Below are 14,330 nucleotides of genomic sequence, written 5' to 3'. Positions count from 1 at the left end.
GTGAGGCGCGTCTCGTGAGAGCCCGGTTGAAGTAGGCTCGCGAAAAGATCAACTGGGGGCGATCGCATGAGTAGTACCGATTGGGGCCTGCGCGACTACTACGCGGGCGACGAAGATCCGAACGTCCGCTACCTCGTGATTCTCGTTGAAGGAGAACGGCTACCGCACGCCGTGGTCAGGCTGACCGGTACCACCGAAGAAGCCTTCACCCACAACCTGACGTGGGAACCGTCCGACCTCCTGAGCCGCCTGCCGGGCGAACCACGGTGGACCGCCCGTGAAGCCAACACCGGGTACGCCAACGGTTTCCTGGTCCAGATGGTGCGTGAAGTCGGCGCGGCCAGGCACGAGTCGGAACTGAGCGTCTACAAGTACTACGCGGTCTTCAAGAACGCCGCGGACGTGGTCGACCTCGACAAGGCCTACATGCTTGTCCGGCGACCGGAGGCCCACCGCGAGGAGGCGTACGCCGGGCACAACCTGTGGGAGTACACCGACAAGCTCTACCGGCTCGACAGCGGCCGGGACTGGACCGAGGAGTACATCGCGATCAGCGAGGCCGGGACACGGCTCCTCAGGCGGAAGATCGACGCGGGGTGGGCGAATCTGTGGCGCCATCACGTCGTCTCCTTCGCCGACGGCACGCCGTACGCCGTGGTTGTGGTGGCGAAGAACCCGGAGTCGCGGGCGCAGCCGCGAGAGTTCACCGGTGAGGGACTGTTCCGGCAGACCGAGCTGCTGGGCAAGCTATCGGCGTCGAGCTTCCAGGAAACCGACTTCGGCACCGCCCTGCGGATCATGGCGGAGTTGGTCCGGCGGCGGAGGGTCGACCGGGAGGCGCCAGGCGGCTACGCGGTGTTCCACCACCCGACCGACGTGCTCGATCCCGACTCGGCGTACGCGATCGTCCGGGAGCCGGGGCCCGAGCACGAGGTGGTCCTGCCGCTGTCCTCGATGGAGTCAGCACGTCTCGCGTCCCGCCTCCACGTCAGGGATGCGAAGCGACACGCCGCCGCTGTAGGTGAACACCACTATTTCGCGGTCTTCGAGAACATCGGAGCCACGACGGACGTGAACAACGCGTACATGGTGATCCGCCGGACGGCGGACGAGCCGGAGCGGTGGGAGATGTTCCTGCGCTCTGGGGAATGGTTGCCGTCGGGGGGCCCTCGGGACAAGCACACGCTGGCGATCGGCGAGGCCGACCTGGACCGGATCACCGGACGACTCGCCGCCGTCGAGCCCCGCTACCTCGAGTTCCGCTGCCGCGAGCGGGGACCTGTCGCGTTGGTCCGGCTCACCGCGACCACCGAAGAATCCGCCCGCGATCTCGGCTGGGAGCCGTCCGACCAGCTCGCCCGGCTGCCCAACGAGCTGACATGGTACGTCGGCGAAGTGGACGAGATCGGCATGGTCGCCCGCAGGTTCTGGTCCGCCAGGCTCACGCGAGGCGTCGCACACCGGAACGACGAGATCCAGTACTTCGCGATCTTCCCGACCCAGTCGGCCGCCTTCGACCTCGCCAAGGCACAACTGGTGCTGCGGCGCAGGGGCGATGTCGAGGAGAAGTTCGTCCGGTCCGTCGGCTGGATACCGGCGGAGCGGACGCTGACCGGCTTCGACAACAGTCGCTACCTCGCGATCAGCCACGAGGAGATGGAACGGCTGACTGGCTGAGGAGTTCGCTGTCCTACGGCTGCGGTTGCTGTTGCTGACTCGGGAGTGTTCCGGCCGCCATCCGCCGCGCCACGTCCCGCCGCAGCCACAGCAGCCACAGCCAGAACGCGAGGAAGACCGCCCCGAGGATCGCCACGGCGGGCAGCGCGACGAAGAACGCGATCAGCGCGACCTGGAGGACGAGCACCGCGGGCACCGCCCAAGGCTTCTTCAGGAAACCGCACAGCGCGATCAGCGCGACCGCGAGCACGATCACCGACCAGCCGGTGAACGAACCGACACCGCCGCCGAGTTTCGCCACCACCGGCAGCGCGAGCGCGACGGTGATGCCCTCCATGATCAGCGAGCCTGCCATCACCCCGCGGAAGGACTTCATCGGGTCCTTCGCGGGCGGCTTCGGGGCCTCGTCGGTCACGCCGGCTCCTTACCGAACAGGGTCCTCGCCTCGCCCGCGGTGACGACCGAGCCGGTGACCAGCACGCCTCCGCCCGCCAGTGGTTCTTCGGGGTCGTCGCTCTGCTCGACGAGGCCGATGGCGGTTTCGAGCGCGGTGTCCAGGCTGCCTTCAGCGACCACCCTGTCCTCGCCGAAGATCGAGATGGCGATGTCGTTCAGTTCGTCGAGCGGCATCGCGCGCGGTGACGAGTTCTTGGTGACGACGATCTCGGAGACGACGGGTTCGAGGGCGTCCAGGATGCCTCGCGCGTCCTTCTCGGCCATGACGCCGACCACGGCGACGAGGCGGCGGAAGGCGAACTCCTCGGCGACGGTGGCGGCGAGCGCCTTGGCGCCGTGCGGGTTGTGGGCCGCGTCCAGCAGTACGGTCGGTGCGGCGCGGACCCGCTCCAGCCTGCCGGGGGTCTCGACCTCGGCGAAGGCCTCGCGGACGGCTTCGACGACCAGCTTCCGGTCTTTGCCAGCGCCGAAGAACGCTTCGACGGCGGCCAGCGCGAGCGCGGCGTTGGCCGCCTGGTGCGCGCCGTGCAGCGGCAGGAAGATATCGTCGTAGACGCCGCCGAGGCCTTGCAGCTTCAGCATCTGCCCGCCGACGGCGACCTCCCGTTCCAGCACGCCGAACTCGCTGCCCGCGCGGGCGACGCTGGCGTCGACCTCGACGGCGCGTTCCAGCAGGATCTTCTGCACTTCGGGGTCCTGCTCGGCGATGACCGCGACACTGCCGGGCTTGATGATCCCGGACTTCTCCACCGCGGCCTTGGCCGGATCGCCGCCGAAGTACTCGACGTGGTCGACGCCGATCGGCGTGATGACGGCGACGTCGCCGTCCACGACGTTGGTGGCGTCCCACGAGCCACCGAGCCCGGTTTCGACGACCGCGGCCTCGACGGGCGCGTCGGCGAACGCCGCGAACGCCATCCCGGTGAGCACCTCGAACTTGCTCATCGGCACCGCGTCGGGCCCGCCCGCGTTGTCCACCATGGTCACGTACGGCGCGACGTCGCGGTACAGGTCGACGTACGCGGCGGCGGAGATCGGGACGCCGTCGAGCGCGATCCGCTCGGTGACCAACTGCAGGTGAGGACTCGTGTACCGGCCGACGCGGAGACCCATCCGGGTCAGCAGCGCGTCGATCATCCGCGTGGTCGAGCCCTTGCCGTTGGTCCCGGCGACGTGCACCACCGGGTAGCCGCGGTGCGGTTCACCCATGAGGTTGACCAGTGCCGCGATCCGGGCGAGGGAGGGCTCGATCTTGGTCTCGGGCCAGCGCAGGTTCAGCTCGGCCTCCACCGCGAGCAGTTCGCGGCGTGCCTGCTGCCCGTCCGGGTCGGCCGGGGCGAACTCGGCGCCCTGGTCGTCCAGTTCGTGCAGTTCCAGGTCCTCGGGGGCGACGAGGTCCGGCACCGGGCCGAGCGCGAGGTTGTCCCCCAGCTGCCCGATCCCGCCGATGCCACCGCCCGCACCGCCGCCCGCCTGATAGGCGGCGTCGGGTGCGTCCAGATCCGGGTCGGTGTCGTCGGACGGATCGTGGGCACGCGCCCCCAATTCGTCCACACCGGCGAAACTGTCCAGATCTGCCAGGTCCGGGGATTCTGCGAATTCTTCGGAATCCCGGCCGTCACCTCGCGGCACGAACTCTCCTCTAACCCTTGCTTGTCGTTCCGAGTCTACGTGCGGCTTTTGCTGGCACTCTCGACGCATGGGGTTCAACCACAACGACCACTACCACCCGCTGCTGCTCGACCAGCTCCCTCCCGGTCCCGGCGTGGCGCTGGACGTCGGCTGCGGCGGTGGCCGGTTCGCCCGGCGGCTCGCCGCGACGGGGATGCACGTCGAGGCCATCGACCGGTCCGGCCCGATGATCGACGTCGCCCGAGCGGCGGGCTCGCCGGGTCCCGGCACGATCTCCTACCGGCAGGCCGACGTCCTCACCGAGAAACTGCCGACGGAGGCCTACGACTACGTTTCCTGCCTCGCTTCCCTGCATCATGTGCCGTTCGACACGGTCACGAAGCTGCGGGACGCACTGGTCCCCGGCGGTGTCCTGGTCGTGCTGGGGCTCGGCAAACCCAGCTCTCCCGCCGACTACGCCCGCGCTCTCATCGCCTCGCCGATCAACGCGCTGGCCAGGGTGATCGTGTACGCGGGCGAGCGGCTCAACGGCGGGATCGATCCGCTGCCGACGGCGCCGGTCGTGGAGACGTTCCCGCCGATGCACCGGATCCGGCGCGACGCGGCCAGGCTGCTGCCGGGGAGCAGGATCCGGAACCTGCTCTTTTATCGCTATCTGCTGGTCTACCGCCGACCGGAAGATGAGCTCTCGATGTGACACACCCCAAGCGGGTGAAGCTCACGTGCGACTACCCGATCGGAGGCACCCGCCCGGCTGGATCCGGTTCATTTTGGAAGGGTCATCCAGTCCGGAGATCGGGGTCCTCATGCGCTTCAGACGCGTCCTGTTCGCGGCCGTCTCGACCATCGTCCTGCTGATCGCCTCCACCACGGCGGCCACCGCCGCCGAGCGGTCCTACCGGAATTACGTCGCGCTGGGTGATTCCTACACGTCCGGACCGCTCATCCCGCTCCCCCGGCTCGATCCACTCTTCTGCGGGAAATCGACGCAGAACTATCCGTCGATCCTCGCCGCGGCGCTGCGGGTCCGCTCCTACACCGACATCAGCTGCGGTGGCGCGGACACCACCAACATGACGCAACCGCAGAGCGTGTTCCTCGGCGGCAATTTACCGCAGTTCAGCGCCCTGCGCGCGAACACCGACCTGATCACCGTCGGCATCGGCGGCAACGACTACGGCGTCTTCGGCACCCTGGTCGGCACCTGCCCGTCGCTGCGGGCGAGCGACCCCACCGGGAACCCCTGCCAGGACAAGTTCACCGTCGGCGGCGTCGACACCGTGAAGGCCAAGATCGCCGACACCGGCAAGAACGTCGAGAAGGTGCTGGCCGGGATCCACGCCCGTTCGCCGCGCGCCGACGTGCTCGTCATCGGTTACCCGCGGATCGCGCCGCAATCCGGCTACTGCCCGAAGATCCTGCCCTTCGCCGAGGGCGACTACGCGTGGCTCAACGACGTCGAAAAGGCGTTGAACTCGGCGATCGAGAAGGCCGTCGCGGCCGACGGCAAGGCTTCCTTCGTGGACACTTTCGGCCCGTCGGCCGGACATGACGCCTGTGCGCCCAACGGGGCCGCGTGGATCAACGGGCAGCACACGAAGCTGCTCGCCGCGGCGGCGTATCATCCGTATCGGACCGGGATGGCGGGCGTGGCCACGGTGATCCTTCGCCACCTTCGCTGAATGTTATGAACGGACCTTTCATAACAAATTCTGTTATGAAAGGTCCGTTCATAACACGGGTCAGGAGGCGGACAGCGTCGCCAACCGGGCGTTGATGCGCTCGATGTCGGCGACCGCGGTCTCCTTGCGGGCCCGGATCTTGCCGATCACCGGCTCCGGCGCCTTGTCGATGAAGGCCTGGTTGCCGAGTTTGGCCTCGGCCTGCGCCAATTCCTTCTCCGCCGCGCCGAGATCCTTCCGCAAACGCTTGCGCTCCGCGGCGACGTCGATCGTGCCGGACAGGTCCAGTTCGACGGTGACGACGCCGGCCGACAGCCCGACCTCCAGCGACGCGCTCGGCGCGAAGCCGTCCTCCGGCTGGGTGAGCCGCACGAGCGCGCGGATCGGCTCGTCGTGCCCGGTGATCTCGGCGAAGCCGTCGCCGGACAGCCGCGCGGCCACCTTCTGGCTGGGCTTGAGCCCCTGGTCCGCGCGGAACCGGCGGACCTCGGTGACCAGCTTCTGGACGTCCGCGATCCGCTTGCCGGCCACCTCGTCGGCGTAGGAGCCGTCCGCCACCGGCCACGGGGCGACGACCAGCGACTCGCGGCCGGTCAGCGCCGTCCACAGCTTCTCGGTGATGAACGGGATGAACGGGTGCAGCAGCTTCAGCACCGTGTCGAACACGTGCCCCAGCACCGCGCGCGTCGCCGTCACGCGGGCCTCGTCACCCTGGAAGACCTGGACCTTCGACAGCTCCAGGTACCAGTCGCACAGCTCCGTCCAGGTGAACTGGTAGAGCGTGTCGGTGGCCTTCGCGAACTGGTAGTCCGCCAGGTAGCCGGTGACGTCCTCGACCACGCTGCCGAGCCTGCCGAGGATCCAGCGGTCGGCCTCGGTGAGCTCGGCGGGCGCGGGCAGCGGGGCGTTCGCGTCGGCGCCGTTCATCATGGCGAACTTGGTGGCGTTCCAGAGCTTCGTGGTGAAGTTCCGGGAACCGGCGACCCATTCCTCGCCGATCGGCACGTCGGTGCCCGGGTTGGCGCCACGCGTCAGGGTGAAGCGCAGGGCGTCGGTGCCGTAGCGGTCCATCCACTCGATGGGGTCGACGCCGTTGCCCGCGGTCTTCGACATCTTCTTGCCGAATTGGTCGCGGACCATGCCGTGCAGCGCGATGGTCTTGAACGGCGCCTCGCCGGTGGCGTAGAGACCGAACATCATCATCCGCACGACCCAGAAGAACAGGATGTCGTAGCCGGTGACCAGCACGGACGTCGGATAGAACTTGTTCAGATCCGGGGTCTTCTCCGGCCAGCCGAGGGTGGAGAACGGCCACAGGCCCGACGAGAACCAGGTGTCGAGGACGTCGGGGTCCTGGATCCAGCCCTCGCCCGAGGGCGGCTCCTCGTCCGGTCCGACGCAGACGACCTCGTCGTTCGGGCCGTACCAGACCGGGATGCGGTGGCCCCACCAGAGCTGGCGCGAGATGCACCAGTCGTGCAGGTTGTCGACCCAGTCGAAGTAACGCTTCTCCATCTCCGGCGGGTGGACGTTCACCCGGCCGTCGCGCACCGCGTCGCCGGCGGCCTTCGCGAGCGGGCCGACCTTGACGAACCACTGGAGCGAAAGCCGCGGCTCGATCGGTTCCTTCGACCGCTCCGAGTGCCCGACACTGTGCAGGTACGGACGCTTTTCGGCGACGATGCGGCCCTGCTCGCGCAGCTTCTCCCGCACCGCGACACGGGCCTCGAAGCGGTCCATGCCGTCGAACTCGGTGCCGGTGCCGTCGATGCGGCCCTGCTCGTCCATGATCGTGATCATCGGCAGGTCGTGGCGCTGGCCGATCTCGAAGTCGTTCGGGTCGTGCGCGGGGGTCACCTTGACCGCGCCGGTGCCGAACTCCGGGTCGACGTGCTTGTCCGCGACGATCGGGATCTTGCGCCCCGTCAGCGGCAGCTCGACCTCGGTGCCGACGAGACGCGTGTAGCGCTCGTCGTCCGGGTGGACCGCGACGGCGGTGTCGCCGAGCATCGTCTCTATCCGGGTGGTGGCCACGACGATCGCGTCGTCCCCGTCGCCGTAGCGCATGGAGACGAGTTCGCCCTCGACCTCCTCGTGCTTCACCTCGGCGTCGGACAGCACCGACCGCAGCTCCGGCGACCAGTTGACCAGCCGCTCGGCGCGGTAGATCAGGCCGTCGTCGAAGAGCTTCTTGAAAATCGTGTTGACGGCCTTGGACAGGCCGTCGTCCATGGTGAACCGCTCGCGGGTCCAGTCGACGCCCTCGCCGAGGCGTTTCATCTGGGCGAGGATCCGGCCGCCGTGCTCCTGCTTCCACTGCCAGACGCGCTTGACGAAGGCCTCGCGGCCGAGCTCGCGGCGGCTGGTGCCTTCGGCGCGGAGCTGCTTCTCGACCAGCGCGTGGACCGCGATGCTCGCGTGGTCCATGCCCGGCAGGTAGAGCGTCTCGTCCCCGAGCATGCGGTGGTAGCGGGTGATGGCGTCGATGAGCGTGTGCTCGAACGCGTGCCCGATGTGCAGCGAGCCGGTCACGTTCGGGGGCGGGATGACTACCGTGAACGGCGGCTTGTCCGACGTGGGGTCGGCCGTGAAGTACCCGGCGTCCACCCAACGCTGGTAGAGCGAGGCTTCTTCGTCGGCCGGGTTCCAGGCACCCGGTAGGTCGGTCTGCTGCGGCTGGGCGTTCTCGGTCACATTGTCAAGTCTACGAACCCTCACTGGCGAGTTCCTCACCGGCCGTAACGCTCGCCCTTCCCAGCCGATGAGGGGAGGGCGAGCTGATCGTCCACGCCAGCTACACGACCGCGCCTACGCCTTCGACGCCCTTCCGAGCGAAGCCCGGACGCCGTCGGACATCGTCCCGTTCCTTCGCGACGAACAGGGCCTCGAACATGGCGTGTGACGCGATCAAGGCCGGCATCCTCGCGCCCCAGTACGCTGACAAGAGCAAACCCGTCGACGGGCGACTGCGAGTAGCCGAACCGGGGGAAGAGGACCGAGATGGACGAAGAAGACCGGCGCATCGAGACCCATCCGGACCTGGTCGACCCGAATTGGCAGAAGCACGCCGAACTGGACGCCTGGCTCGGCGCGAAGAAGGAACTCAAGAAGAAGCGCCGTAAGCAGCGCAAGGTGGCCGGGGTATCCGGTGGCGGTTACCGGGAGCCGGGTTCGAACCGGTGGCCGGGGATCGCCGCGATCGTCGGCCTCGTCGTGCTGGTCGCGGCCGCGGTGACGGTGAACGCGGTGCAGGAGCGCGGCGTCAACGACACGCCTTGGTTCCCGCTGGACGAATCGCAGATCACACGGAGCGTCACGGACGCCTAGCGGCGATCACCCGTGCTTGGACGGCGATCACGCGTGCCTGAATGGCAAACACGCGTGCTTGGACGGACGACACCCCTCGGTCGCGCGCGGGAGCGGTAAGGCGCACGATGGGGGCATGACCCGCGAAGCACCCGCGAACGACGTTGACGAGACCCAGCTCGAAGTCGGGAAACCGAAGGGCTGGGCGGCCGGGATACCTGGGGTCGCCGTCTCCCTGAAGCGCGGCGTGGAGCAGATGGGCGCCGCGCGCACGGTCAAGACGCTGCGCCTGCTGAACCAGCGCGACGGCTTCGACTGTCCGGGCTGTGCCTGGCCGGAGCCGCGCGAGGTCGACGGCGAGCACCGCAAGCTCGCGGAGTTCTGCGAGAACGGCGCCAAGGCGGTCGCCGAGGAGGCGACCAAACGCCGGGTCGGCCGCGAGTTCTTCGCCGAGCACTCCATCCAGGACCTGGCGGAGAAGACCGACTTCTGGCTCGGCCAGCAGGGCCGGATCACCGAGCCGTTCGTGCTGCGCGAAGGGGCTTCGCACTACGAACCGATCTCCTGGGACGACGCCTTCACCCTGGTCGCGGACGAACTCCGCGCGCTCCAGGACCCGAACGAGGCGATCTTCTACACCTCCGGCCGCACCAGCAACGAGGCCGCGTTCCTCTACCAGTTGCTCGTGCGCTCCTACGGCACGAACAACCTCCCCGACTGCTCCAACATGTGCCATGAGTCCTCCGGCGCCGCGCTCGCGGCCACGACCGGGATCGGCAAGGGCTCGGTCACGCTCGCCGACATCCACAAGGCGGACCTGATCGTGGTGGTCGGCCAGAATCCGGGCACCAACCATCCGCGCATGCTGTCCGCCCTGGAAGAGGCCAAGGGCAACGGCGCGAAGATCATGGCGGTCAACCCGCTGCCCGAAGCCGGTCTGATGCGGTTCAAGAACCCGCAGAACGTCCGGGGCGTGATCGGCAAGGGCACCCCGCTGGCCGACGAGTTCGCGCAGATCCGGCTCGGCGGCGATCTCGCGCTGTTCCAGGCGATCGGACATCTTCTGCTGAAATGGGAGCAGGAGACGCCCGGCACGATCGTCGACCGCGCGTTCGTCGAGTCGTCCACCGAAGGGTTCGAGGACTACGCGGAGCATCTGCGGGAGATCGACTGGACCGAGGTCGGTACCGCGACCGGGCTGCCGCGTGCGCAGATCGAGCGGCTGGCGCGGATGATCGCGACGTCGCGGCGGACCATCTACTGCTGGGCGATGGGCCTGACCCAGCACAAGCACGCGGTGCAGACCATCTCCGAGGTCGCGAACCTGGCGCTGGTGCGCGGCATGATCGGCGAGCCGGGCGCTGGCCTGTGCCCGGTGCGCGGGCACTCCAACGTCCAGGGCGACCGGACGATGGGCATCTGGGAGAAGATGCCGGAGTCGTTCATGGACAGCCTCGACGAAGAGTTCGGCATCGAGGTCCCGCGCGAGCACGGCTACGACACCGTCGCCGCGATCCGCGCGATGCGGGACGGCAAGGGCAAGGTCTTCTTCGCCGTCGGCGGCAACTTCGCCTCCGCCACACCGGACACCGAGCTGACCGAGAAGGCGCTCAAGTCGTGCTCGCTGACAGCGCACGTGTCGACCAAGCTGAACCGTTCGCACGTCGTCCCCGGCGAGACCGCGCTGATCCTGCCGACCCTCGGCCGCACCGAACGCGACACCCAGGCCGGCGGCGAGCAGTTCGTCACCGTCGAGGACTCCATGTCGCAGGTCCACACCTCACGCGGCAGGCTGACCCCCGCCAGTGAGCACCTGCTTTCGGAGGTCGCGATCATCTGCCACCTCGCGGAAGCGCTCTTCGGTCCCGGGCACGCCGTGCCGTGGCGGGATTTCCACGCCGACTACGACCTCGTCCGCGACCGGATCGCGCGCGTGGTCCCCGGCTGCCACGACTACAACGCCCGTGTCCGCGAGCCCGACGGATTCGTCCTCCCGAACGCGCCGCGCGACTCCCGGCAGTTCAACGGAACCGCCAACGGCAAGGCGAACTTCACCGTCTCCGAACTCGAGTACCCCAAGGTGCCCGAGGGCAGGCTGCTGCTGCAGACGATACGCAGCCACGACCAGTACAACACCACGATCTACGGCCTTTCCGACCGCTACCGCGGGATCGAGGACGCCCGGCGCGTGGTGCTGGTCAGCCCCGACGACCTGGTCTCGCTCGGACTGGCCGACGGCGCGATGGTCGACCTCGTCTCGGAGTGGCGGGACGGCGACCGCCGGGCCCCGGGCTTCCGCGTGGTCTCGTATCCCACGGCACGAGGCTGCGCCGCGGCGTACTTCCCCGAGGCGAACGCCTTGGTGCCGCTGGATTCGGTGGCCGACAAGTCGAACACCCCGGTGTCGAAGGCGATCGTGGTCCGGCTGGAGCCGCTACATTCCACCCCATGATTCCTGGGGACGTCGCCCGCGAAATGGCGAGAGTGCTGTACGCGTGCATCAAATCGGACTGGACCACCGCGGTACTGCGGATCGACCACACCGGCGGCGGGTTCTCGCTGCAGGCGGAGACGGGGAGCGGCCGGTACCTGAATCCCGACATGATGGCGCTGTCGGACCTGGTCCGTCCGTTGCCTGCGTCGGTCTACGAACTCCGGCTGAGCCGCACCGGCGACTACACCTTCATCGCGACGCCCGACGTGGGCCGCATGTCGCCCGCGTGGCTCGTCTTCGATCAGGACTTCCGCTATCCGGGGCATCCGCTGCCCGGTCTCCCGCTGCCGGAGCGGTCACGGCCGACCGGCGCGCCGACCGACCCGGCCGTGCTCGCGCGGGTCACCGCGCTCGCCGACGAATTCTCCGGGCTGTACAAGGAGATCAAGGGGCACGCGCCGAAGTGGGAGCCCGGCCGCACGGAAGCCGAACTCGCCGAAGCCGAGGAACGGATCGGCGCGCGGCTGCCCGAAGATCTTCGCGCGCTGTACCGCGTGACGGGCTGGGACAACGAATCCGGACTGCTGGGCCGGTACTCCCACGATCCGCTGCACCGGCTCGTCGAACAGTACTTCGGCGGCGATCCCGGTTCCGGTGGCTGGCAAGACCGTGTTCTCGACGAAGGCGTCGTCTTCGAGACCCCGCCCGCGGGCCGGGTGAAACGGTTGTCCCGCGACGACTGGTGGATCACCTTCGGCAGTGATCACGCCGGTGACTACGTCGCCGTGGATCTCGATCCGGCGGAAAGCGGCCAGAGCGGCCAGGTTCTGGAGTACGGACGGAACGTCTGGGGCCCGATCCGGTACGTCGCGGCCTCGATCACCGAGATGATCGAAGAGGTCCTCCGCGCGCTGCGAGCGGGCGAGTACGACGACAAGCCCGACTCGCCCTATCTCGTCGCCGACGCCGCCTTCCACCGCGAGTCCGCCCGCGAGCACGACCAGGTGCTGACCGAGACGACGGACCTCGGCGACGTCGCCGATCCCGGACTCGTCCAGGAGCTGTATCTCAACGACCCCGGGTCGGTGGATCTGGCGGTCCTGAACCCGCTGTCTTCGCTGCGTCATCTTCGCGTCAACCGCGCCGATTCCGTCGTCACGAACCTCGCCGGGTTCCCGGTGCTCGAAGCGGCGAGCATCGAAGCCTCGAAGGTGGACCTCACCGGGCTCGCCGGGCATCCGGCCCTGTGGAGCCTTTCGCTCGCCAAGGTGACACATCCGATCGATTTCGGGCCGCTGACCGAACTCCCCGCGTTGACCAGACTGAATTTGGCCGGTCTCGATGTGCCGGATTTGGAACGCGTCGGCGAACTGACGTCGTTGCGCGTGCTCACGCTGGACGACGGACAGGTGCGGCGCCTGCTGGACGCCGGGGTCACGTTGCCGTCGCTGGCCGCGATCGAGATCACCGGCGGCGCCCCGATCGCGGAAATAGTGCGGTTGCGCCGAAAGCTTCGCCCGGACGGCCCCGCGCCCGAAGTCGTCGAAGCGTCAGGAAGGTTGACCGCACCTTAGGCTGCCCGCTTGGCGGTTTCGGACCGTGCTGATCCGCGAGGAGGTCGTCATCACCGAGCCGACCCAGCTCGGTCTTCCTGTCGCCAAGAACGGCAAGATGCCGCCGGGGGAATAGCTGTCAGTTGATGCACCCGGTGTCGTCGGAGGTGATGGGCTGGTCGGTCCGGACCCCGGCCGCCCCGCCACCCGCGGAGACACCCGGTCCCTTGTAGACCTGTCCGAGGACGACCTGGACATGGCCCGCCGCGACGGAATCGGCCTTCTGGGTTTCCAGCCCGCCGAGCAGTTTCGCGATCTCCGTGGCGGGCCCGGACGCGTCGCTGAACCGGACGACGGAGGTCCGCCGTCCGGCCTCGGCCGTCATCTCGCCCTTGCCGAATCCCTTCTCCGCCAAGACATCCGAGACGCGAGCGGCGAGACCGTCCTTGCCGCTCGCGTTGACGACGTCGACCTTCGGCCCGGCGGGCGGCGCCTGCGGTGTCGTGGGCTGGGCGCCGATCAGCGACGCGGCGAAGGCGCGCACCTGCGCGGGATCGACCTGCACGGCGGTCGCGGTCGGCTGCTTGGGGTTGTAGCGGTAGTCGGGGTTGACCACCGGGATCGTGTCGAAGGCGATGCCGCCGCCGCTGACACCCTGCATCTGCCGGACGAAGTCGAACAGGTCCCACGAACCGTCGAGCACGACAGAACGTTTCACCGCGTCGATCAGTTCGGAGACGCGAGCCGGGTTGGCGAGCGTCCCGGCGGAGAGCACCTGCTTCGCCAGCCCCGCGAGGAACACCTGCTGACGGCGCACCCGGTCGAGGTCGCTGCGAGGCAGATCCTCCCGCTGGCGGACGAAGGCCAGCGCGTCGGCGCCCTGGATCGTCTGCTTGCCCGCCGGGAAGTCCGCCCCGGACTTGCGGTCCTTGGTCGCCCTGTTCAAGCACACCTCGACCCCGCCGACGGCCTTGCTGATGTCGTAGAAACTCTGCAGGTTGACCTCGGCGAAGTGGTCGATCTTGACGCCGGTGAGGTCCTCGACCGCCTTCAAGGTCGCCTTCCGCGCGGCCGTGATCGCCACCTTGTCGATCTCCGCCTTGTCGGTCTTGCCCGCCTCGCGCTGCGCACTCGCCGAAGCGAACTTGGCGTGCCCGAAGATCCCGTTGATCTTGGTCTTGTCCTTTGTCCCCGGCTCCGCGACCCAGGAGTCGCGCGGAATCGAGAAGGCCTTCACCGCCTTCTGGCCATTGGGGATGCGAAGCACGATGAGCGTGTCGGTCAAGTCGTCGCCGTTCGCGCCGACGCGCAGCTCACGCAGCATCTCCGGGGACAGCGGGTTGCCGTTGTCGTCGGTCCGCGAATCGCGCCCGACCAGCAGGATGTCCAGCGAACCGTCGGCGGGCCGTTCTCCCGGATCCGGCGACTCGATCACGTCCTCGCGGGTGATGCCGTCCAGCGAACTCACCGTCGAGTACCCATACGCGGTCCCGCTGAACACGGCCACCGCGAGCGCGGCGACGAGGACCTTCCCCAGCTTGTGCACGCTCCTGTGACGCACGGGAGACCGTCATTGCTGCATGAGTGATC

General features: G+C 68.4%; 10 protein-coding genes. 6 read left to right on the top strand and 4 right to left on the bottom strand.

The annotated features are described in order from the left end of the window. The first annotated feature begins 66 nt into the window (after nucleotides 1–66). Nucleotides 67–1,677, top strand: coding sequence for a hypothetical protein (locus BS329_RS33375; RefSeq protein WP_076166162.1), 1,611 nt, complete (start codon nucleotides 67–69; stop codon nucleotides 1,675–1,677). A 13-nt stretch (nucleotides 1,678–1,690) separates the two neighbouring features. On the opposite strand, the gene BS329_RS33370 is transcribed toward BS329_RS33375, so the two are convergent. Together BS329_RS33370 and folC are read right to left on the bottom strand one after the other, a co-directional pair. After that, nucleotides 1,691–2,092, bottom strand: a complete 402-nt coding sequence (locus BS329_RS33370) for a DUF4233 domain-containing protein (protein WP_076166159.1) — start codon at nucleotides 2,090–2,092, stop codon at nucleotides 1,691–1,693. Next, on the bottom strand, nucleotides 2,089–3,765 hold the full coding sequence (gene folC / locus BS329_RS33365) for a bifunctional tetrahydrofolate synthase/dihydrofolate synthase (protein ID WP_076166157.1): 1,677 nt from the start codon (nucleotides 3,763–3,765) through the stop codon (nucleotides 2,089–2,091). Before folC ends, BS329_RS33370 begins: the two co-directional genes overlap by 4 nt. A 67-nt stretch (nucleotides 3,766–3,832) precedes the next feature. Here folC and BS329_RS33360 point away from each other — a divergent pair, with 67 nt between their 5' ends. Beyond that, the gene (locus BS329_RS33360; protein WP_076166153.1) at nucleotides 3,833–4,462 is read left to right on the top strand and encodes a class I SAM-dependent methyltransferase; all 630 of its coding nucleotides are present in this window, start codon (nucleotides 3,833–3,835) and stop codon (nucleotides 4,460–4,462) included. A gap of 109 nt (nucleotides 4,463–4,571) precedes the next feature. Beyond that, on the top strand, nucleotides 4,572–5,447 hold the full coding sequence (locus tag BS329_RS33355; protein WP_076166151.1) for an SGNH/GDSL hydrolase family protein: 876 nt from the start codon (nucleotides 4,572–4,574) through the stop codon (nucleotides 5,445–5,447). A gap of 60 nt (nucleotides 5,448–5,507) precedes the next feature. Here the strand turns inward: BS329_RS33355 and BS329_RS33350 are convergent, their stop codons facing one another. Then, a complete protein-coding gene (locus tag BS329_RS33350; protein ID WP_076166148.1) occupies nucleotides 5,508–8,141 on the bottom strand; it encodes a valine--tRNA ligase in 2,634 nt (877 codons plus the stop codon). A 306-nt stretch (nucleotides 8,142–8,447) separates the two neighbouring features. On the opposite strand from BS329_RS33350, the gene BS329_RS33345 reads away from it, so the two are divergent. From BS329_RS33345 to BS329_RS33335, 3 genes are all read left to right on the top strand, one after another. Beyond that, nucleotides 8,448–8,774, top strand: a complete 327-nt coding sequence (locus tag BS329_RS33345) for a hypothetical protein (RefSeq protein WP_076166146.1) — start codon at nucleotides 8,448–8,450, stop codon at nucleotides 8,772–8,774. A 115-nt stretch (nucleotides 8,775–8,889) separates the two neighbouring features. Further along, a complete protein-coding gene (locus BS329_RS33340; protein WP_076166143.1) occupies nucleotides 8,890–11,205 on the top strand; it encodes an FdhF/YdeP family oxidoreductase in 2,316 nt (771 codons plus the stop codon). Then, the gene (locus tag BS329_RS33335) at nucleotides 11,202–12,761 is read left to right on the top strand and encodes an SMI1/KNR4 family protein (protein ID WP_076166139.1); all 1,560 of its coding nucleotides are present in this window, start codon (nucleotides 11,202–11,204) and stop codon (nucleotides 12,759–12,761) included. Before BS329_RS33340 ends, BS329_RS33335 begins: the two co-directional genes overlap by 4 nt. Before the next feature lie 118 nt (nucleotides 12,762–12,879). Here BS329_RS33335 and BS329_RS33330 read toward each other — a convergent pair whose 3' ends face one another. Further along, nucleotides 12,880–14,286, bottom strand: coding sequence for an LCP family protein (locus BS329_RS33330; protein WP_076166136.1), 1,407 nt, complete (start codon nucleotides 14,284–14,286; stop codon nucleotides 12,880–12,882). Nucleotides 14,287–14,330: the final 44 nt, after the last annotated feature.

Origin of the sequence: Amycolatopsis coloradensis (assembly GCF_001953865.1) — a bacterium.
Taxonomy (GTDB): Bacteria; Actinomycetota; Actinomycetes; order Mycobacteriales; family Pseudonocardiaceae; genus Amycolatopsis; species Amycolatopsis coloradensis.
Note: the sequence above shows the minus strand (reverse complement) of the source record. Positions and strands in the feature narration are given on the sequence as shown.